Source organism: Vreelandella indica, from assembly GCF_037070225.1.
Lineage (GTDB): Bacteria > Pseudomonadota > Gammaproteobacteria > Pseudomonadales > Halomonadaceae > Vreelandella > Vreelandella arctica.
In genome coordinates this window covers 1-19922 of sequence record NZ_JBANSO010000023.1, presented here as the reverse complement: position 1 = coordinate 19922, position 19922 = coordinate 1, and the positions used below count along the sequence as shown (strand labels likewise).

Sequence of the window (19922 nt, the reverse complement as noted above, 5' to 3'; positions counted from 1 at the left end):
AACAACATCCTAAGAGACCCTATGCCCATTTCTTTGCCGCTGCGGCGCCTTTGGACGCTGGATAAATTCGCCTACAGCCTGCGCGTGTTTATAGCCTTCAGCGGTGCGCTGCTGTTTAGCGGCTTAATGGGCGATGTGGCTCTGGTGATTCCCCTCTTTCTGGGCATTATCGCCTGCGCGCTGTCTGAAACTGACGACAGCTGGCAAGGTCGCTTTCAAGCCCTGCAGGTCACGCTGGTGTGTTTTACGTCGGCGTCTTTTATCGTGCAGTGGCTGTTTCCCTGGCCGTGGCTGTTTGTGGTTGGCCTGGGCGTTTCGACGTTTATCCTCATTATGCTCGGCGCTATCGGGCAGCGTTACGCCACGATAGCCTCCGGCACGTTAATCCTGTCGATTTACTCGATGATCAATATTGAGCAGCACGGCGGCGTTGATGAAGATGTGGCCACGCGCCAACTGCTGCTGTTGGCGGGGGCGGTCTGGTACGGGTTAATTTCGATCGTATGGTGCGCGCTATTTTCGCGCCAACCGGTGAAGCAGAGCATGGCGCGAGTGTACAAGGCGCTGGGCGAGTTTCTGATTCTGAAGTCGGCGCTATTCGAGCCGGTGCGGGGCGTAGACGTGGAGGCGCGCCGGGTAGCACTGGCACGCCAGAACGGCAAAGTGGTCGATGCCCTGAATCAAGCCAAAGAGATGATTTTTAGACGGCTTGAAGGCCAGCGCGGAGACCGCAAGCTTAACCGCTACCTGCGTATCTACTTTATCGCTCAGGACATTCATGAACGCGCCAGCTCCACTCACTACCCGTACAGCGCGCTCAGCAAAGCGTTCTTCCATCATGATGTGCTGTTTCGCTGCCAAAGGCTGCTGGATCAGCAGGGGCGCTCCTGTCGCCAGCTAGCCAAATCGCTGCTACTCAACCGGCCGTTTGACCATCAGCAGAGTGAAGAGGCGCTGGCCGATTTACACGCTTCGATTGAGAACTTACGCGACCGAGGTAAGCCCGAGTGGCGTCCGCTACTTTATCCACTAAGTGCGCTGGCAGATAACCTAGCCACGTTGGAAAACCAGCTCGCCAGTGCCCACAATCCTGGTGTCAGCGATGAACGGCGCGACAGCTCGCTTTATGACCGCTCACCGTCCAGTGTGCTGGAAGCATGGAAGCGGGTGCGCCTCAACTTTACCCTTGGCTCGCCCACCTTTCGTCACGCCGTGCGGCTCTCGATTGCGTTAATGACGGGCTACGGGATTCTGCAATGGATCGACCCCGAACAGGGTTTCTGGATTCTGCTCACCACCCTGTTTGTCTGCCGACCCAACTTCGCTACCACGCGACGCTTCTTATCACAGCGGATTATGGGCACGGTCCTGGGGCTGTTGGTGGGCTGGGCGTCGATCAGCCTTTTCCCGCACCCGCTGGTGCAGAGCATGATCGCCGTGGCCGCTGGGGTGTCGTTCTTCGCCAACCGCGAAAAACACTACGTGATTGCCACTGCCTCCATCACGCTACTGGTGCTGTGCAGCTTCAACCAGGTAGGGGATGGTTTTGACCTGATCTTGCCCCGCCTGTTTGATACCTTGATTGGCTCGCTGATCGCGGGCTTAGCGGTGTTTTTTATTCTGCCCGACTGGCATGGGCGCAGGCTCTATCGCGAAGCCGCCAACGCGCTGAATAACCACCGCCGCTACCTGGAAGAGATTATCCACCAGTACGAGGAAGGCAAGCAGGATGACTTGGCCTATCGCCTGGCGCGGCGCAATGCTCATAACGCTGACGCGGCACTCTCCACTCTACTCACCAATATGCTCCACGAACCAGGGCACTACCGGAAACTGGATGCAGATAACGGGCTGCGTTTTCTAGTGCTCTCCAATACCCTGCTTAGCCACCTTTCAGCGCTAGGCGCCCACCGCCATCAGTTGGCAGATGATGAAGACGACGCCACGCTGGTGCCGGTAGCAAAACGCATTGGAGAGCTGTTGGGTCAGATCGCAGAACAGCTGAATAAACGCCAGCCGATAGAGGCGCTAGCGGATCAAGCCGCTGAACTGTTAGCCCAATTAGAAGGGCAGAATACCGCTATGTCGGATGACAAAACCGTCGCCCTTTATCGCCCTATTCAGAGCCAGCTCCGCCTTATTACAGAGCAGCTCGCCCCGCTAGGCGAGGCCGCCAACCGACTGGTAGGTAGCGAAGCGCCCACCGCCAGCAGTGCCGCGGCTTAAACTTGTCCATAGCGTCCTGCCGCTTCGCCTAACCAACGACGTACCAGCACGGCGGTAATTTCGGGATTGCCCTGCAGCGTTTGGGCCATGGTGCTCACTCGCTCCAGAAGGTCGGCATCGCGCTCCAGATCGGCAATTTTCATCTGCGCCAAGCCGGTTTGGCGGGTGCCGAGCACTTCGCCGGGACCGCGAATTTCCAGGTCTTTCTCGGCGATACGGAAGCCATCGGTGGTTTCGCGCATCACTGCCAAGCGCTGGCGGGAGCTTTTCGACAGCGGCGGATGGTAGAGCAGTACGCAGAAGCTTTCCGTGCTGCCGCGCCCTACCCGGCCACGCAGCTGGTGAAGCTGAGAAAGCCCTAAGCGTTCAGGGTTTTCGATAATCATCAGGCTGGCGTTGGGCACATCCACCCCTACTTCAATTACCGTGGTAGCCACCAGCAGATCCAGCTCCCCCGCTTTGAAGGCAGTCATCACCTCGGCTTTCTCGCTTGATTTCATCCGTCCATGCACCAAGCCCACCGCCAACTCAGGCAGCGCCTCCGTTAGCTCATCACGGGTAACTTCGGCGGCCTGACACTGCAGCACGTCGGACTCATCAATCAACGTGCACACCCAATAGGCCTGACGACCTTCGCTGCAGGCCAGTCGAATACGCTCCACCACTTCGGGGCGGCGCTCATCGGGCACCACCACGGTTTTCACCGGCGTACGGCCGGGAGGCAGCTCGTCAATCACCGAGACATCGAGATCTGCATAGGCGCTCATGGCTAAGGTGCGGGGAATCGGTGTGGCGGTCATGATCAATTGATGTGGGGTAAGCCCGCCCGCTTCGCCTTTCTCGCGCAACGCCAGACGCTGATGCACGCCAAAGCGGTGCTGCTCGTCAATAATCGCCAGCCCCAAACACTCAAAGTGCACGTCGCCCTGAAACAGTGCATGAGTGCCCACCACCATGCGCGCACGGCCATCGGCAATCGCCGCTTTGGCATCCAGCCGCGCCTTGCCTTTGAGCTTGCCCGCCAGCCATGCTACTTCGATGCCCAGCGGCTCAAACCAGGCTTGAAACGAGCGGTAGTGCTGCTCGGCGAGGATTTCAGTCGGCGCCATAATCGCCGCCTGACAATTGCCCGCCAAAGCGCTCAGCGCGGCCATGGCGGCGACCACGGTTTTTCCCGAACCCACATCGCCCTGAATCAGCCGTAGCATTGGCGCTGGGCGGCTTAAATCGTGGCTGATCTCTTCCAGCACGCGGCGCTGGGCGCCGGTTAGCGCAAACGGTAGTTGGGCCAAAAAGCGCGCCTGCAGGCTGCGCCCAGACGGTAGCGTTGGCGCGCCATCGGCCTGAATACGCAAGCGAACCTCGCGCAGGCTAAGCTGGTGAGCAAGCAGCTCTTCCAGCGCTAAACGCCGCGTGGCCGGGTGTTGGCCACTGGTGAGTTGCTCAATGTTCACATCGGGCGGTGGCTGATGTAGCAAGTGCAGGCTGGCGTGCAAGCCCGGCAGTTGAAAGCGCTGAAGCAGCGTCTCGGGAATCACATCGGGCAACGCTTCGGGTGCGCTGTCGAGAAGCGCGAGCGCCTGTTGAGCCAGAGCGCGCAGCCGCGGTTGGTTCAAGCCTTCCGTGGTGGGGTAAATGGGTGTGAAATACTCATCGACCGGCGTTTCACTGCCACCACTGAGGCGGTATTCGGGGTGATAGATCTCTAAACCAGTTGCCCCGGCCCGCGCTTCACCGAAGGCGCGTACCGTCGCACCAGGGCGTAGCTGTTGCTGCTGGGCGGGCGAAAAGTGAAAAAAGCGCAGGCTCAGAATGCCGCTGGCATCACGCAGGCGCACCAACAGGCTACGGCGGCGCCCCTTTACTACGTCGCAGGCGGTTACTTCGCCTTCGATCACCGCCTCCTGCCCTGCCCGCAGCAGGCCAATCGGCGTCAGCCGCGTACGGTCCTGATAGCGCAGCGGCAGGTGAAACAGTAGATCGCTGACCCGCTCAATCCCCAGCCGGCCAAGCTTCAGCGACAACGCTTCGCCCACGCCTTTCAGCGCGGTGATGGGCGCGGAGAGATCGCTCATGGGGCGCTTTTCACGGCCTGGGTAGGCTGCTGGCAGTGGCTGATCGCCTGAATCAGCGCCTCAATGGCTTTGGGGCGTGGGAAGCTCGCCCGCCAGGCAATCGCCACGGTACGCGACGGTGCTGGCGCTACGAACGGTCGACTCACCAGCATGGCATTCTCATACTGATTAGTGCCCAGCGCCGACTGCGGCAGAACGGTAATACCCAGCCGGGAAGCGACCATATGGCGAATGGTTTCCAGCGAGCCGCCTTCAGCAATCAGCGTGTTATTAGGGCTGTTGAGCTTTTGGGTAATCGCCGGGCAGGCTTCCAGAATCTGGTCGCGGAAGCAGTGACCTTCACCAAGCAGTAGTAGGCGCTCTTCGAGTAAATCCTCTTTATTGATCGCTTCGCGCGAGACCCAAGAGTGATTGGCGGGCATCAATATCTCAAAGTCTTCCTCGTAGATGGCCTTTGTCACCACATCGGTTTCTGTAAACGGCAGCGCTACAATGATGACATCCAGTTCACCGCTTCTGAGTTTGGCGCGCAGCGTGCCGGTCATGCCCTCTTCAATATACAGCGGCATCTGAGGGGCCGCGTTGGCCAACGCAGGGACCAGATGAGGAAACAGGTAGGGCCCGATCGTATAAATCGCCCCAATGCGCAGCGGGTTGGCCAACTGGTCTTTGCCGCTACTAGCCAGCTCGAAAATCAGCGTGCTCTGTTCCAGCACACGCTGCGCCTGAGCAACGATCTTTTCACCCAGCGGGGTAACTTGTACGGTGGACTTAGAGCGCTCAAATAGCGGCGTTTCAAGCTCCTCCTCCAGCTTTTTCACCGCCACGGAGAGTGTGGGCTGTGAAACGTGGCAGCGTTCTGCCGCGCGTCCAAAGTGACGCTCCTGGGCGAGGGTTACGATGTAGCGAAGTTCTGTTAAAGTCATAGCGGTGCCAGTGGCATCCTCTCGTAGCAGCTTGTGACTAGGGTATGTACGAAAACAGTGTTTGTACGAAAATAGTGTTGTACGAAAAACCTAGCATCATAGCAGTCAGCGGGATGGTAAAGGACAAGCAAGCTCTGCCGACGGTTTTCTCACCCGACAATGACACAGTTCATTGTCAATGTTGGTAGAGACTTTGCATCTAATAGGGAATATTAATCAAGAGGAGTAAGCACGGTGAAGCTAACCGTACTGATTATCGGCTGTGGCGATATTGGGATCAACCTTGGGCGCGAGTTGCTTGAGGAAGGGCACCAAGTGATTGGGATGCGGCGCAACGTCGAGGCCTTAAAAGGCACCGGTATTAAACCGCTGAAGCTGGATTTAAACGACCTCGAAGACGCCGATGCCAAAAGCCTTCCCCAAGCAGACTATGTGGTTTATACCGTCAGCGCTGACCGTTTCGAAGAAAGTGCCTATCAAACCGCCTACCCAGAAGGGTTAAAGCGCGTTCTGAGTGTGATGGAGCAGCACAAAGCGCCGCCGCGTCGGGTATTCTTCGTCTCTTCGACCAGCGTACATGGCCAGCAGGAAGGCGAAGTCGTTAACGAAGAGAGCCCCGCTGATTCGACCAGCTTCTCTGGCACGCTAATGTGCGAAGCCGAGCAGGCACTCATCAACCATTCACTGCCCGGCACGGTCGTTCGCTTTTCCGGCATTTACGGCCCAGGACGCGACCGGCTGATTCATCAGGTAGCTGAAGGACGCGTGGCGGCGATCACCCCCGTGGTTTACTCCAACCGCATTCACCGTGACGACTGTGCTGGCATTATTGCCCACCTAATTCGTTATCAGGAGAGCGGCGAAGCGCTGGCCGATATCTACCTGGGCAGCGACTGCGAGCCGGTCACCATGCATAACGTGATGACGTGGTTGGCGACTCAGCTTAAAGTAGAGGCCACCGAGACCATGCAGTCCCCTTTGCGCCGTCGGACCAGCAAGCGTTGCGATAACCAGCGCATCTTGAGCACTGGTTATCAGTTCCGCTTCCCCAGCTACCGCGAAGGCTATTCACAGGTGCTCAAAGAGGGCGGCTTCCTAGAGGTGAACCAGGTCTAACCGATTAGGTTAATCGCCAATCACCATCACCGCTTCCGCTTCCACCTGACTGCCTTTGGGCAGCGCTTTCACGCCAACAGCGGCTCGGGCGGGGAAAGGCGCGGTGAAGAACTCTTCCATGACTTGGTTAACAATCGCAAAGTTATCCAAGTCGACCAAATAGAGATTCAGCTTAACGATATCGCTCAGCGAACCTGCCGCTTCTTCACACACTGCTTGCAGGTTGGTGAAGACCTGACGTGCCTGAGCTTCAAAATCCTCAGACACAATCGCCATGGTCGCGGGATCGAGCGGGATTTGGCCAGAGAGATAAACCGTGTTACCCGCTTTAATAGCCTGGGAGTAAGGGCCAATAGCAGCGGGGGCTTTGCTGGTGTTGATAACAGCCTTATTGCTCATGCGATGTCTCGCTCCTGTAATGATTCATACCTAATGATTGAATACTAAAAAATAGTGTTCACTGCCGACGCTTTATCAGCATGACGTTATATTGGGTGTTAGTTGGCGAGTCGGGTGATTTTTCCCACGTTGGGAAGATTGCGGATACGTTTGATAATGCGTGCCAAGTGGACGCGCCCTTTTACCGACAGCGTCAAATTGACGGTGGAAAGGCGGGCATCGCGCTCTTCAATGCCGATACGCTCGATATTGGCATCGGCGTCGGTGACCAGCCCGGCCAGTTCTGCGACCAGCCCTCGGCGGCTCTCAATTTCGATACGCAGTGCGACCGGGAAGTCCTCATCGATCGTATCCGACCATTCCAGCGCGAAGAGCTTATCGGGGTCGTTTTTATCCGCAACGTTTTTACATTCGGCGCGGTGAACGACCAAGCCTTTGCCGGTAGAAAGGTGGCCCACCACAGGGTCGCCCGGTAGCGGGTGGCAGCAGCGCGCAAAGTTGGTCACCATGCCTTCACTACCGCTGATCACCACGGCTTTGCTGCCTTCAATTCCCGCGGGATGCTCATAAGTATCATCACCGTGGGCGGCATCCACTAGGCGCCGTGCCACCACGTGAGTCATACGATTGCCTAGCCCCAGCGATTCCAATAGAGACTCTTCTGAAGAGACATCCAACTCTTTAAAGGCGCGTTTAATGGCGCTTTCATCCAGCTCTTCCAGGCTGGTATCAAACGGCGCCAGGGCTTTATTGAGCAAGCGCCGACCCAGCATGACGGCTTCGGTCTGCTGCTGGTATTTCAGTGCATGGCGGATCGCCGAACGCGCCTTGGCGGTGGTCACAAAGTTGAGCCAGGCAAGGTTCGGGCGCGCACCAGGGGCGGTAATAATTTCCAACGTCTGGCCGCTCTCTAAGCGTGTCGAGAGCGGTGCCAAGTGACGGTCAATCCGGCAAGCAATACAGTTATTGCCTATATCCGTGTGTACGGTATAGGCGAAGTCGATCACGGTCGCGCCTTGCGGCAGCTCCATGATGTCGCCTTTGGGGGTAAACACGTAGATATCATCAGGGAACAGGTCGTTTTTAACGTGTTCGATAAACTCTAACGAATCACCTGCGTGGCGCTGCATCTCCAGCAATCCTTTCACCCAGGCGCGAGCACGAGCGTGGCTGCCTTCGGCAATCGGGTGCGACGTTTGCCCTGCCTTGTAAAGCCAGTGAGCGGCAATACCGTTATTGGCCATCGCTTCCATCTCACGGGTACGTATCTGTACCTCAATAGGCATACCGCGAGAACCAAACAAGGTGGTATGCAGGCTCTGGTAGCCGTTCGCTTTGGGAATCGCAATATAGTCTTTAAAGCGCCCCGGTACCGGCTTATAGAGGTTATGCACCACGCCTAAAATTCGGTAACAGCTGGCCACATCTTCGGTAATGATGCGAAATCCAAACACATCCATAATTTCGGCGAAGGGCTTACGCTGGTCGCGCATCTTCTTGTAGATCGACAGTAGATGTTTTTGCCGGCCAATCACTGTGCCGTTCAGGCCATCTTCATCCAGGCTTTTTTGCAGCGATGACTGGATTTCACGCATCGCGCTGCGCCTATGCCCACGCGCTTTAGCCACCGCACGCTTGATGCGCTCGGCGCGCATCGGGTGAATCGCTTGAAAAGAGAGATCCTCAAGCTCAACACGAATAGTGTTGATGCCCAGTCGCCCGGCAATGCGGGCATAAATTTCCAGTGTTTCACGGGCAATGCGGCGCTTTTTATCAGGGCGCAAGGCGCCCAGGGTGCGCATGTTATGCAGCCGGTCGGCCAGCTTAACGATGATAACGCGGATATCCCGCGACATCGCCAGCACCATCTTCTGGAAATTTTCCGCCTGGGCGACGGCTTTGTCTTCAAAGGTGATTTGGGTAAGTTTGGATACCCCATCGACCAGTTCTGCTACCGGTTTGCCAAACTGAGCCTCCAGGGCTTTTTTGGAAACGCCGGTATCTTCGATAACGTCATGTAGCATGGCGGCCATCAGGCTTTGATGGTCCATGTGCATATTGGCAAGAATATTCGCTACCGCCAGCGGGTGGGTAACGTAAGGCTCGCCGGAACGCCGCCGCTGGCCGTCGTGGGCCTGCTCAGCATAATAAAAGGCACGTTTGACCTGCTGGATTTCATCCGGGGGTAAATAGCCGCCGAGTCGATCGGCCAGGTCATCAATGGTGAACATCTACCGCGCCTCTATCGGTTCGTTGCAACGTTAGTCGTCGATATGAGTAGGCGCCATGGCTGGGCGCGGACGCACAGCGGCTTCAACTGGCTCGTCCAGTACCGTGTGATCCACCAGGCCTGCGGCAATTTCACGCAGCGCCATGACCGTGGGCTTGTCATTTTCCCATGGCAGCAGCGCATCGCGGGAGCCACGCGCCAGCTGGCGAGCGCGCTGGGTGGAAATCATCACCAGCTTGAAACGGTTTTCAACATTTTCAAGACAATCTTCAACGGTTACGCGAGCCATGGGAGCCTTCCTGTTATGACGGAACCGGGCCGACACCGTAGAGAACGGCGCCGACCCAGTGAAAAAAATGGTGCGACAAAAATAGTGCAACGCAATAGAAAGTAGTAGAACCTGATAGATTACTCGACCGTAGGCGCCTGTGACAAGAGTGCAGCTAACAGTGGCGCATGGCGCTCACACATTACCGGGCGGCTTAAACGTCGGCTGATGACTAATGATTGTAACTCTTGCAGCGCCGTGGTGAAGTCATCATTCACTACTAAGTAATCATATTCGTGGTAATGGGACATTTCGCTTATTGCATCGCGCATACGCCGGGCAATCACGGCATGCTCATCGGTGCCACGGCTAGCAAGGCGCCGCTCTAACTCTTCGCGTGAAGGGGGAAGTATAAAAATCGACACCGCATCAGGCATTTGCTCACGCACTTGCTGGGCGCCCTGCCAGTCGATCTCCAGAATAACGTCCTGCCCAGCTGCCAGTAATACCTCGACCGCCTTCCGCGAAGTACCATAGTAATTATCAAAGACGTTGGCATACTCAAAGAACTCGCCGCGCGCGATCATCGCTTCAAACTCAGCCACATCGGTAAAATGATAATTCACGCCATCCACTTCACCCTCGCGCTTGGCACGTGTGGTATGCGAGACCGACACCTGAATCCCATCCAGACTTTCAATTAGCTCGCGCACCAAGCTAGTCTTGCCAGCACCCGACGGAGCAGAAACGATAAAAAGCGTACCTTGGGACATGAAGCGCGTTCCCCTCAGTTGGCAAAATAAGTAGCGAAAATAAGTAGCAAAGAACAGTAAAGCGACTGCAGCAGAGCAGTAAGGCTGCGCAGTATCGCACACCCATCGCTGCGACTGTAGCGTTGGCAGCGACATACAGGGAGGTAAGCATGCGCAGTACGCTATTTATTTTAGGCCTGATTGCACTCGGCGTAGCCCTACAAAAAGGCATTATTGAGATTCCCCGCCACTGGGCGCTCTGGGCACCGCTACACATTGACGACCCCATCACGCCGGTCACGCAGCTTAAGCTAAGCCGCTTGGCGGACGACCGCGCGGGCTGCTTAGCTGCGTTAGATACGGTGCCCGAAGGCGAGCTGCGCTACACGCCACTGGCCGATTACACCCCCACGGCAAGCTGCCCGCTTTCCAATGTCGTGCGCATGCAGTCAAGCGATGTGGCGTTTAATCGGAGCTTCGTGGCGTCCTGCCCCATGGCGCTGGCGTGGGTGATGTATGAACGCCACGCGTTACAGCCCGCCGCCGAGGAAATTATAGGCAGCCGGGTGAGCCAGGTTAACCATGTGGGTAGCTTTGCCTGCCGCAATGTTTATGGCCGTGAAACGGGCAGACGCAGCGAACACGCCACCGCCGAAGCGCTGGATGTGGTGGGGTTTCAGTTTGAGAATGGCCAGCACATTTCGCTGATCAATCACTGGGATGATGAAGGTGCAGCGGGGGAGTTTTTACGCGCCGCGCGGGATAGTGCCTGCAACACCTTCGGCAACGTATTAGGGCCGGATTACAACGCCGCGCATGCCGATCACTTTCATATGGGCATGCGCGGATTTCGTCTGTGTCGCTAACGTATCAACCGCCCTTATTCGAGGTTGATATCGTCTTCATCCGTAGCTGCACCGGTGGCGGCGCCAATACCACCGCCAATGACAGCGCCTTGCGTCATGCTACCGCCTGTAGCTGCCGCCGCACCAGCGCCCACAGCCGCACCTACGCCAGCACCACTAGCAGTCCGCTCGCCGGTAGAGGTACCACAGCCTGCCAAGCCGATAGTCAACGCTACCACTGCGCCTAGAGTCACTGAACGTGTCATTTTAAATACTTGAGTGTGCATACTCATCTCCTTATGGGTTGCTGCTTTTTCACCTTAGAGAGGATTCGCCGTCTTTGCCATATTAATTATCACTGTTCGATAACGATGCAAAGTTTATGCACAATTAGCCAACGCTAGACACGCTGGGCCACGGCGCCATAGGTGCGTTGTTCCAGCCAGCGCCCACCCGCAAAAATCACTAACCCGCAGAACGCTAATCCAGCACCGACTAAGCCGGTGCTTGACCAGCTAAAACCAGCGCTGATCGCCAACCCCGCCAGCCACGCACCTAAAGCATTAGCGCCATTAAAGGCCGCATGATTGAGTGAGGCCGCCATGGTTTGGGCATCTTCAGCCACATCCATTAAGCGGGTTTGCAACGAAGGTGCCAGCGCCATGCTGGTACCCACCAGGCCAACAAACAGTAGTCCCGTCCAAACATTATTCGCCGCGAAGTAAAACAACCCCTGAACCACCCCACACCACAGCAGAATGATCGGGATCGCACGCATCAGGTTTTTATCTGCCATACGCCCGCCGATTAAATTACCGGCAATGGAACCCAAGCCAAAAATGACCAGCACCAACGGCCCCAGCGATTCGCTCATGCCCGCCTGCTGGGTTAACGTCGGCATCACATAACTAAAGATGGCAAACATACCGCCGCAGCCAATGCAGGCGAGGGCTAACGCGACTAATACACGCTGTTTTAATAATGCGGAGAGTTCACGCAGAGGGCTCGCAAACGAATCAACTGGCTGAATCGGCACATAAAGTCTGATCAACAGCGCCGTTAGCAGCGCAATGCCACCAACGCCTACAAACGCGATCTGCCAGCCAAACAGATTTCCTGTCCAGGTGCCCAACGGCGCTCCAATCAAAATCGCCACCGTTAAGCCCATCATCACCCGCGAGATAGCCCGCGCCCGCTGGTCGACCGGCACCGCCCCCGCCGCCACCAGCGCTGCAATGCCAAAATAAGCCCCATGCGGTAAGCCAGCCAGAAAACGCAGGCCTACAAATGACCAAAAGCCTGGCGCCATGGCACTGGCGATATTGCCTACTGCAAATACCAGCATCAGTACAATCAACAGAAGCCGCCGGGGCGCCCGTGCAGCCAGCGCCGAAATCAGCGGCGCGCCGACCACCACACCCAGTGCGTAGCTACTGATTGCATAGCCCACCTGGGGCACGGTCACGGCTAAATCGCCCGCCACGCGGTTCATCAAGCCCATAATGACGAACTCGCTGGTGCCGATTCCAAAGCCACCCAGCGCCAACACAAATTCGGCCAAGCGCGGGTTACGCGCCAGCCCTTGAGACGACGATGCTGTCGTATCCTGCATGCTTATCTCCTTGGGATATCGCACTGGTGGCATCTCGGTTAGCGTTAAATGATCGCAGGATTAGACGAAAGTAGAAACACACGGCGCTCAAAAAGTTAGCGGGCAAAGAAGATAAGCGCCGCGGTTTCCCACTTCTACGCTCGCTTTGCTAGTGTGAGGCTTTTACTAAACGCGTGAGGCAATGATGACGCCCGAAACCATTGAACAAGCCATGCAAGCATTAGCTCAGGCCGACCCAGATATTGCCCGCGCCTACCCATTGGTCGGGCCTCCTGGCCCACGCCAGCGCGACCAAGGCTTTGCAACGTTTTTCAGTACGATCGTCAGCCAACAGCTATCCACCGAAGCAGCCCGCGCCATCATGGGCCGCGTCAATACACTGTTGCCTGAGCTGCACGCCAAGGCAGTGATGGACGTGGAGGGCCAAGCACTGCGCGATGCGGGTCTCTCCTGGCGTAAGATCGAGTATGCCAAGGGGCTGGCGGAAGCGGAACTTGCAGGCACTTTTAGCGCCGATGGGCTTGAGCACCTGAGTGATGAGGAAGTGATTGCTGCGATTACCGCGCTGCGCGGTTTTGGCCGCTGGAGTGCCGAGATCTACCTGATGTTCTCGCTCAAACGCCCGGATGTCTTCCCCGCCGATGATCTTGCCCTGCGGGTAGCGCTTGGCCGCCTAAAAGGCATGGACGACAAGCCCACGCCCAAACAGGCGCGCCAGCTAGTCGAACACTGGGCGCCCTGGCGAAGCGTGGGTTCGCTGTTTCTATGGCACTACTATCGCGGCGAGCCGCTTTAAACAGTAGGCTCAGCCTGAAAACTGGCTGCGCTCGACCATACGGCGTTAAAAATCGTCTCAAAGTACTCATTTACACAACGTAAACTCCGTCTTTTCACCGATTTTTGCCTTGTCTGGCCTTCGCTCGCCGACTTTTCAGACAGAGCCTAAGCATCCAGGCCGCCAAATTTGCCGTTCTGATAGTCCTCGACCGCCTGAACGATCTCTTCGCGGGTATTCATCACAAACGGCCCGTGGGAGTAGATCGGCTCGTCGATTACATCACCGTGACCAAACAGTAGACGCGCATCGCTGCTGGCTTCAATATCTAGGCTACTGCCGTCGCGATCCACTTCGATTAAATGATGAGGCCGCACCGGCTCACCGCCCACTTCGACATCACCATTCACAACGTAAAGAAACACCTGCCGCCCAGGGGCAACGGGCAGCTGTTCATGGGCACCGGCAGGCAACTTCAGCGTCGACATGAACACGCCGGTTAGCGTTTCGACAGGGCCAGCACTGCCCTGCCACTCACCGGCGATCAGGTTCAGCTCACCGCCGCCGGGCAGCGCAATGGCAGGTATGTCCGCCTGCTGCAGCCCCACATAGCGCGGCTCGCTCATTTTCAAACGCGATGGCAGATTGACCCATAGCTGGAGAATTTCCAGCGGGCCACCTTCGCGCAGAAACTCCGGTGGCGAAATTTCCGCATGCACAATGCCGCTGCCCGCGGTCATCTACTGCACACCGCCCGCATTGATCACGCTTTGATGCTTAGCGCTGTCTGCATGTGCCAGCGAGCCTTCTAAAATAAAAGTCACCGTTTCAAAGCCACGGTGCGGGTGCGGGCCAAACGGCAGCCCCTGATTGTTAGCCGGGTAGGTTTGAGGGCCATGGTGATTAAGAAACAGAAACGGATCGAGCTGTTCAAGCTGCGGCCCCGGCAGCGGGCGCCGGGTAACTAAATCGCCGATATCATCGCGCTTGGCCGGATGCTGAGCGATCACGCGGCGTGCTGATTGAATAGTGTCTGATGGCATATTTTGCTCCTTATCAATACTGCCCAGCGTAAAACCTCAACCCAAAGATGAGGAGCGAATAATTTGCCTCGTTTCGTTGCAGGAAATTGTTATTAACAAGCTGAGCGGTTTTCTCAAAACTCGGTCACCACCGTCACGCCCGCCCCTTCAAACTTATCCATGTTCATCAGCGCATCAATCGACTGCTCGAGCGTGATGCGTTTACCGATCAGCTTTTCAGGCGCCAGCTTTCCTGACTCGATCATCGCCAGCATGGCGTCATAGCGATGCGCCTGCATGCCATGGCTACCCAGTATCTCCAGTTCGTTGGCGATCACCTTGCTCATGGGAATGGCGGGCGTACTGTTCTCGGCTAACATCAACCCAACCTGAACATGCTTGCCACGTTTACGCAGATTGCTGATGGAGTTAAAGCAGGTCGTTGGGTGGCCTAGCGCATCCAGCGACACGTGAGCGCCGCCCCGGGTTATCTCCGCCACCGCTTCGACCACATTGGGTACCTTGGCGGCATTCACGGTGGCAGTAGCGCCCAATTGACGGGCCAGATCAAGCGCCTCTTCTGAAATATCGATAGCGACCACGTTGGCGCCAATCGCATTGGCAATCATCACAGCAGAAAGCCCAACACCGCCACAGCCGTGAACCGCCACCCACTGGCCTGCCGCTGTTTTGCCCTGATCCACCACTGCCCGAAACGAAGTGACGAAACGGCAACCCAAGCTCGCCGCCGTGGCGAAATCGAGGGTTTCCGGCAGCGCTACTAAATTCACATCAGCGTAGTGAATGCCCACATACTCGGCAAAGGAGCCCCAGTGCGTAAAACCGGGCTGAAACTGGCTATCGCACACCTGATGATTGCCCGAGTGGCACTCAGGGCAAGTACCGCAACCGCCAACGAAGGGCACCGTCACACGGTCACCAATACGCCACTTTTTGACGTCTTTACCCACGGCTTCCACAACGCCAGCAAGCTCATGCCCTGGCACATGGGGAAGCTGGATATCCGTGTCATGCCCCACCCAGCCATGCCAGTCGCTGCGGCATACTCCGTTGGCCATCACCTTGACCACCACCCCATGAGGCGCTGGTGAAGGGTCAGGCACCTGCTGGATGCTGGGAGGGGCGGAAAACTGCTCAAACACAACGGCTTTCATCAAGGTCTCCTAAACGGTTTCGCTTTTTTTACTTTATAACTGCTTACATGGGTAAGAAGCGAATTAGTTACCGCTAACGTTTAACCGCCCCACTACTTGAAACGAATTATTCGTGGGGAGCACCACGATCATCTCACCCGAGCCAACACCGCTGCCCACCAACGCCGTGATGTTCACCTGATGAGTGACCAGCAACAAATTGCCCGGCCCCTGCCAGGCAGCGATCTGCTCTTGAGCCGTTTGGGTGATGGCCGCCTGATCACCGCGCCCGCGAAAGAATGAATCCAGCCAGGGGGTAGGCGTTACAGGCCCCAGCGCCATCAGCTCAGCGGTATCCAGCGCCCGGCACCAACGCGATGAATACACGGCCGTAATGGGAATACCCCGCGCACGAAATTCACGACCCGCGGCTTGCGCATGGGCGCGCCCCTGGGCCGAAAGGTTGCGCTGGGTATCGCATCTGGAAATCTCAAAACCCGGCGGGTCACCAATGCCAGGCGCCAGGGAGTGGCGCATAAGAATCACCAAGCCGCCTTCTTGGAGTGCTTGCCAAGTTGTTTCATTTGCCTGGGTGCTGATGGGCAGGCTGCTCAGCACAGCGAGCAGTAGGGTTAACGTGAAGTGGCGTAGGGTGAACATGGAGAAACCTCATTGGCTGTGCCATATAAAATTAAGAACTAACGGGAAATCGGCCTCACACTCAAGCGTTATCGCTCGCCCAAAAAGTTATAATCAGCTCCAATTTTCAAAGCGCCAAGCTGATACTGAAGCGCCCCATTAGCTTTATGTGCTGTTTGATTGCAAAGTACACGACATTTTAAGCGTGTGGCGGCTCGCTTGGCGCCGACACGACCGTAATGTAAGGATCCCAAATGGCCATTAAGAAGAACGAGCTCTACTCATCCCTTTGGGCAAGCTGTGATGAACTGCGCGGCGGTATGGATGCCAGCCAGTACAAAGACTATGTGCTGACCCTGCTGTTTATGAAATACGTTTCAGACAAATACAAAGGTGACCCCTATGGCATGATTATCGTGCCTAAAGGAGCCAGCTTTGACGATATGGTCGCGCTAAAAGGCGATAAGGAAATTGGCGACCGTATTAACAAAATCATCAGCGCACTGGCCGAACAGAACGAACTCAAAGGCGTGATTGATGTGGCCGACTTCAATGATGAAGACCGGCTGGGTAAAGGCAAAGAGATGGTGGATCGCCTCACCAAGCTGATCGGCATCTTTGAAGGGCTGAACCTGTCCGCCAACCGCGCCGATGGCGATGATCTACTGGGCGATGCTTACGAATACCTGATGCGCCACTTCGCCACCGAATCCGGTAAATCCAAGGGCCAGTTCTATACGCCTTCGGAAGTCTCGCGCATTCTGGCGAAGGTGATCGGCATTAGTGCCAGTACACCGCAGGACGCCACGGTGTACGATCCGACATGCGGTTCGGGCTCACTACTGCTTAAAGTCAGTGATGAGGCCCCGCGTGGCCTGTCGATTTTCGGCCAGGAAATGGACAACGCGACAAGCGCCCTCGCGCGTATGAACATGATCCTGCACAACACCGCCACGGCCAAAATCTGGCAAGACAACACGCTGAGTGCCCCTCAGTGGAAGGACACTAACGGCCAGCTGAAAACCTTCGATTTTGCCGTGGCCAATCCACCGTTCTCCAACAAAAACTGGACGAGCGGCCTCAATCCCAACGAAGACGAATATGGTCGCTTCACCTGGGGCATACCGCCAGAAAAGAACGGTGACTACACCTTTCTACTGCACATACTGAAAAGCCTGAAAAGCACCGGCAAAGGTGCAGTTATTCTGCCCCACGGCGTGCTATTTCGGGGCAATGCCGAAGCCCGCATTCGTGAAAACCTCATCAAGCAGGGCTACATCAAAGGCATTATTGGCCTGCCCGCCAACCTGTTTTATGGCACCGGCATACCCGCTTGCATTATTGTGATTGATAAAGAGAACAGCCACGCGCGTAGCGGTATCTTTATGATCGATGCCAGCAAAGGCTTTATGAAAGAGGGCAACAAAAACCGTCTGCGCAGCCAGGATATCCACAAAGTTGTGGATGTCTTTACCAAGCAGCTAACACTGCCGCGCTATAGCCGCATGGTGCCTTTAGCTGAAATCGCCGCTAATGAGTACAACCTCAATATTCCGCGCTACATCGATTCAAGCGAGCCGGAAGACCTGCACGACCTCAGCGCCCACTTGCAGGGCGGTATCCCCACGCGTGATGTAGATGCACTAAACGACTACTGGCAGGTATTTCCCGCCATGCGGGCCACGCTGTTTGCTGATGAACGCCCTGGATACTGCCGCTCGCTGGTGGCCGCTGCCGAAGTAAAAAGCAGCATACTCAACCACCCGGAATTTACCGCGTTTGCCCGCCAAAGCCTGCAGCCCTTTTCACGCTGGCGTGAGCGTGCGGCCCTGAAGCAAATAAGCATTGGCGACAAACCCAAAGAGCTGATTCACACCATTAGCGAAGACCTGCTGGAAAGCTACACCGGCCAGCCTTTGTTGAGTAAATACGACATCTACCAGATCCTGATGGACTACTGGGCAGAAGAGATGCAGGACGATGTCTATGTGCTGGTACAGGATGGCTGGTCAGCCGGTAGCGTCATGCGCAAACTGGTGGTGAAAAAAGGTGAGAAGCTAAAAGAAACGCCAGACCTCATCATCAATAAAACCAAATACAAGGCCGAGCTTATTCCACCCACGCTGATCGTTGCGCGTTATTTTGCGGACGAACAAGCCCACATTGATACGCTGCAAGCCGCCGTAGACACCGCCACACAAGCGCTGGAAAGCTATATAGAGGAAAACAGCGGGGAAGATGGCCTGCTGAATGATGCGTTGAACGAGAAAGACAAGGTCACCAAGGCCACGGTTACAGCGCGCCTAAAGCTTGCCACCGACCCCGATGAAAAGGCAGCGTTCAATCAGGCTAAAAAGTGCTTTGATGCCGAAGCCAATGCTAAAAAAGCACTCAAAGATGCCCAAGAAGCGCTGGATATTGCGGTGTTCAAGCACTACCCAACGCTTAGCGAAGCCGAGATCAAAACGCTTGTCGTCGAAGATAAATGGCTCGCCACCCTGCAAAGCCAGATCGAGGCAGAGATCGAGCGCGTGACGCAGCAGCTAGCTAACCGCGTGAAACAGCTGGAAGAGCGCTATGCCGAGCCGCTCCCCACCATCACCCAGTCGGTCGAGCAGTTAAGTGACAAAGTAGCGCAGCATTTACGCGCCATGGGGCTAAGCCTATGACGGAGCAGAACCCAACAGCATTGCATAGCCTGGTTAGCGCGATTGCCCAGCAGATAGAGCAAGCACGCGGGCAGGTGCGCCAAGCCGTGAATACGGCCATGGTACAAAGCTACTGGGAAATAGGCCGATTGATAATCGAGCATGAGCAGCAAGGCAGCAGCCGTGCCGAATACGGTAAACAGCAGCTCCAGCAGCTTTCGCATCAGCTCACCGAACGGCTGGGTAAAGGCTTTGATGTCCGCAACCTACGCAATATGCGCCAGTTTTATCAAAGTTTTCCAAAACGGAACGCAGTGCGTACCGAATTGAGCTGGACTCACTATCGCACCCTGCTGCGAATAGACAATGCCCAAGCCCGGGACTGGTATTTGCAAGAGGCCATTAACCAAAGCTGGAGCGCCAGAGCCCTAGAGCGCCAGATTAGCACCCTCTACTACGAGCGTCTTCTGGCCAGCCAGAACAAAGCCCTGGTGGAGCAGGAAGCGCAAGACAACACCCAGCCGATGGCAGAAACCGCTAAGGATTACCTGCGTGACCCCTACATTCTGGATTTCCTTAATCTGCAGGGTAAAACCTACCAGGAAAGCCAGTTAGAACAGGCGATTATCAGCAACCTGCAGCAGTTTCTGCTGGAACTGGGCAAAGGCTTTGCGTTTGTCGAGCGCCAGCAGCGTATCCGCTTTGACGACGAAGATTTCTACATCGACTTGGTATTCTACAACTTCAAACTGAAGTGCTTTTTGCTGGTGGATCTAAAACTCGGCAAGCTCAAGCATCAGGATATCGGCCAGATGGATACCTACGTGCGCCTGTACGATGAGCAGCGCAAAGGTAGCGACGACAACCCCACCATCGGCCTGGTGCTATGCAGCGAAAAAAGCGAGGCGGTAGTGAAGTACTCGGTGCTCGCCGAGCAAAAGCAGCTGTTTGCGGCAAAGTACCTGCCCTATTTACCGAGCGAAGCAGAGCTTAAACGCGAGCTGGAGCGCGAGCGCGCCCAGGCAGTGGAACAACTCCAGCAGCAGGAGTCAGACAATGAATGATCAGGTAGCAGAAATGAGTGCAACGTATCTGGTTGAAGCGGCGCAGGGTGCGGTGATTTTCAACCCAGTTGTCCAAATGGCTGAGCTTAAGCAGCCTTTTTATTACGCTCGATTTCCTTCACTTTTCCTGGGTTAAGCGACACTGAACCAGTGACCCCCCAGTTTCGGGTG

The 19922-nt window shown here is 56.1% G+C and carries 17 protein-coding genes and 1 pseudogene; 7 read left to right on the top strand and 11 right to left on the bottom strand.

Annotated elements, in window-relative coordinates; all coding sequences use genetic code 11:
- Positions 1–21 precede the first annotated feature (21 nt).
- Positions 22–2226 carry a YccS family putative transporter gene (gene yccS, locus V8L71_RS15350; RefSeq protein ID WP_336274674.1) on the top strand — a complete coding sequence of 735 codons (2205 nt, stop codon included), beginning with the start codon at positions 22–24 and terminating at the stop codon, positions 2224–2226.
- On the opposite strand, the gene recG is transcribed toward yccS, so the two are convergent.
- Both recG and V8L71_RS15340 read right to left on the bottom strand, forming a co-directional pair.
- Entirely contained in the window at positions 2223–4301 is a 2079-nt protein-coding gene (recG, locus tag V8L71_RS15345; RefSeq protein ID WP_336274673.1) for an ATP-dependent DNA helicase RecG, read from the bottom strand. The two genes, yccS and recG, sit on opposite strands and share 4 nt — an antisense overlap.
- Positions 4298–5227, bottom strand: coding sequence for a hydrogen peroxide-inducible genes activator (locus V8L71_RS15340; protein ID WP_336274672.1), 930 nt, complete (start codon positions 5225–5227; stop codon positions 4298–4300). The genes recG and V8L71_RS15340 overlap by 4 nt, the downstream gene beginning before the upstream one ends.
- Before the next feature lie 234 nt (positions 5228–5461).
- On the opposite strand from V8L71_RS15340, the gene V8L71_RS15335 reads away from it, so the two are divergent.
- Positions 5462–6343: an SDR family oxidoreductase gene (locus tag V8L71_RS15335; protein ID WP_336274671.1), complete on the top strand. Its 882-nt coding sequence runs from the start codon at positions 5462–5464 to the stop codon at positions 6341–6343.
- Between the two features lie 9 nt (positions 6344–6352).
- Here the strand turns inward: V8L71_RS15335 and V8L71_RS15330 are convergent, their stop codons facing one another.
- From V8L71_RS15330 to gmk, 4 genes are all read right to left on the bottom strand, one after another.
- Complete coding sequence (locus tag V8L71_RS15330) at positions 6353–6742, bottom strand: RidA family protein (RefSeq protein ID WP_022521094.1); 390 nt, start codon at positions 6740–6742, stop codon at positions 6353–6355.
- Between the two features lie 98 nt (positions 6743–6840).
- Positions 6841–8973, bottom strand: coding sequence for a RelA/SpoT family protein (locus V8L71_RS15325; RefSeq protein WP_336274670.1), 2133 nt, complete (start codon positions 8971–8973; stop codon positions 6841–6843).
- 30 nt (positions 8974–9003) lie between these two features.
- Positions 9004–9261 (bottom strand): DNA-directed RNA polymerase subunit omega, encoded by a 258-nt coding sequence (gene rpoZ, locus V8L71_RS15320; protein ID WP_007112267.1) that lies wholly within the window; start codon positions 9259–9261, stop codon positions 9004–9006.
- 119 nt (positions 9262–9380) lie between these two features.
- Entirely contained in the window at positions 9381–10013 is a 633-nt protein-coding gene (gene gmk, locus V8L71_RS15315; protein WP_336274669.1) for a guanylate kinase, read from the bottom strand.
- A 149-nt stretch (positions 10014–10162) separates the two neighbouring features.
- Between gmk and V8L71_RS15310 the strand changes: the two genes are divergently transcribed.
- A complete protein-coding gene (locus tag V8L71_RS15310; protein WP_336274668.1) occupies positions 10163–10858 on the top strand; it encodes an extensin-like domain-containing protein in 696 nt (231 codons plus the stop codon).
- A 14-nt stretch (positions 10859–10872) separates the two neighbouring features.
- Here the strand turns inward: V8L71_RS15310 and V8L71_RS15305 are convergent, their stop codons facing one another.
- The gene (locus tag V8L71_RS15305; protein ID WP_336274667.1) at positions 10873–11124 is read right to left on the bottom strand and encodes a YMGG-like glycine zipper-containing protein; all 252 of its coding nucleotides are present in this window, start codon (positions 11122–11124) and stop codon (positions 10873–10875) included.
- A 113-nt stretch (positions 11125–11237) separates the two neighbouring features.
- Entirely contained in the window at positions 11238–12449 is a 1212-nt protein-coding gene (locus tag V8L71_RS15300) for an MFS transporter (protein ID WP_336274666.1), read from the bottom strand.
- 184 nt (positions 12450–12633) lie between these two features.
- Between V8L71_RS15300 and V8L71_RS15295 the strand changes: the two genes are divergently transcribed.
- Positions 12634–13245, top strand: coding sequence for a DNA-3-methyladenine glycosylase family protein (locus V8L71_RS15295; protein ID WP_431313185.1), 612 nt, complete (start codon positions 12634–12636; stop codon positions 13243–13245).
- Between the two features lie 146 nt (positions 13246–13391).
- On the opposite strand, the pseudogene V8L71_RS15290 reads toward V8L71_RS15295, so the two are convergent.
- The 3 genes and pseudogenes from V8L71_RS15290 to V8L71_RS15280 form a co-directional block, all read right to left on the bottom strand.
- Positions 13392–14267, bottom strand: a pseudogene (locus V8L71_RS15290) (pirin family protein).
- A 113-nt stretch (positions 14268–14380) separates the two neighbouring features.
- The gene (locus V8L71_RS15285; RefSeq protein ID WP_336274664.1) at positions 14381–15421 is read right to left on the bottom strand and encodes a zinc-dependent alcohol dehydrogenase family protein; all 1041 of its coding nucleotides are present in this window, start codon (positions 15419–15421) and stop codon (positions 14381–14383) included.
- A 63-nt stretch (positions 15422–15484) separates the two neighbouring features.
- A complete protein-coding gene (locus V8L71_RS15280) occupies positions 15485–16060 on the bottom strand; it encodes a histidine phosphatase family protein (RefSeq protein WP_336274663.1) in 576 nt (191 codons plus the stop codon).
- Positions 16061–16293: 233 nt separating this feature from the next.
- On the opposite strand from V8L71_RS15280, the gene V8L71_RS15275 reads away from it, so the two are divergent.
- The 3 genes from V8L71_RS15275 to V8L71_RS15265 are packed head-to-tail and all read left to right on the top strand — an operon-like array spanning position 16294 to position 19887.
- On the top strand, positions 16294–18708 hold the full coding sequence (locus V8L71_RS15275) for a type I restriction-modification system subunit M (protein ID WP_336274662.1): 2415 nt from the start codon (positions 16294–16296) through the stop codon (positions 18706–18708).
- Positions 18705–19751, top strand: coding sequence for a PDDEXK nuclease domain-containing protein (locus V8L71_RS15270; protein WP_336274661.1), 1047 nt, complete (start codon positions 18705–18707; stop codon positions 19749–19751). Before V8L71_RS15275 ends, V8L71_RS15270 begins: the two co-directional genes overlap by 4 nt.
- Positions 19744–19887 carry a hypothetical protein gene (locus tag V8L71_RS15265; protein WP_336274660.1) on the top strand — a complete coding sequence of 48 codons (144 nt, stop codon included), beginning with the start codon at positions 19744–19746 and terminating at the stop codon, positions 19885–19887. Before V8L71_RS15270 ends, V8L71_RS15265 begins: the two co-directional genes overlap by 8 nt.
- Positions 19888–19922 lie beyond the last annotated feature (35 nt).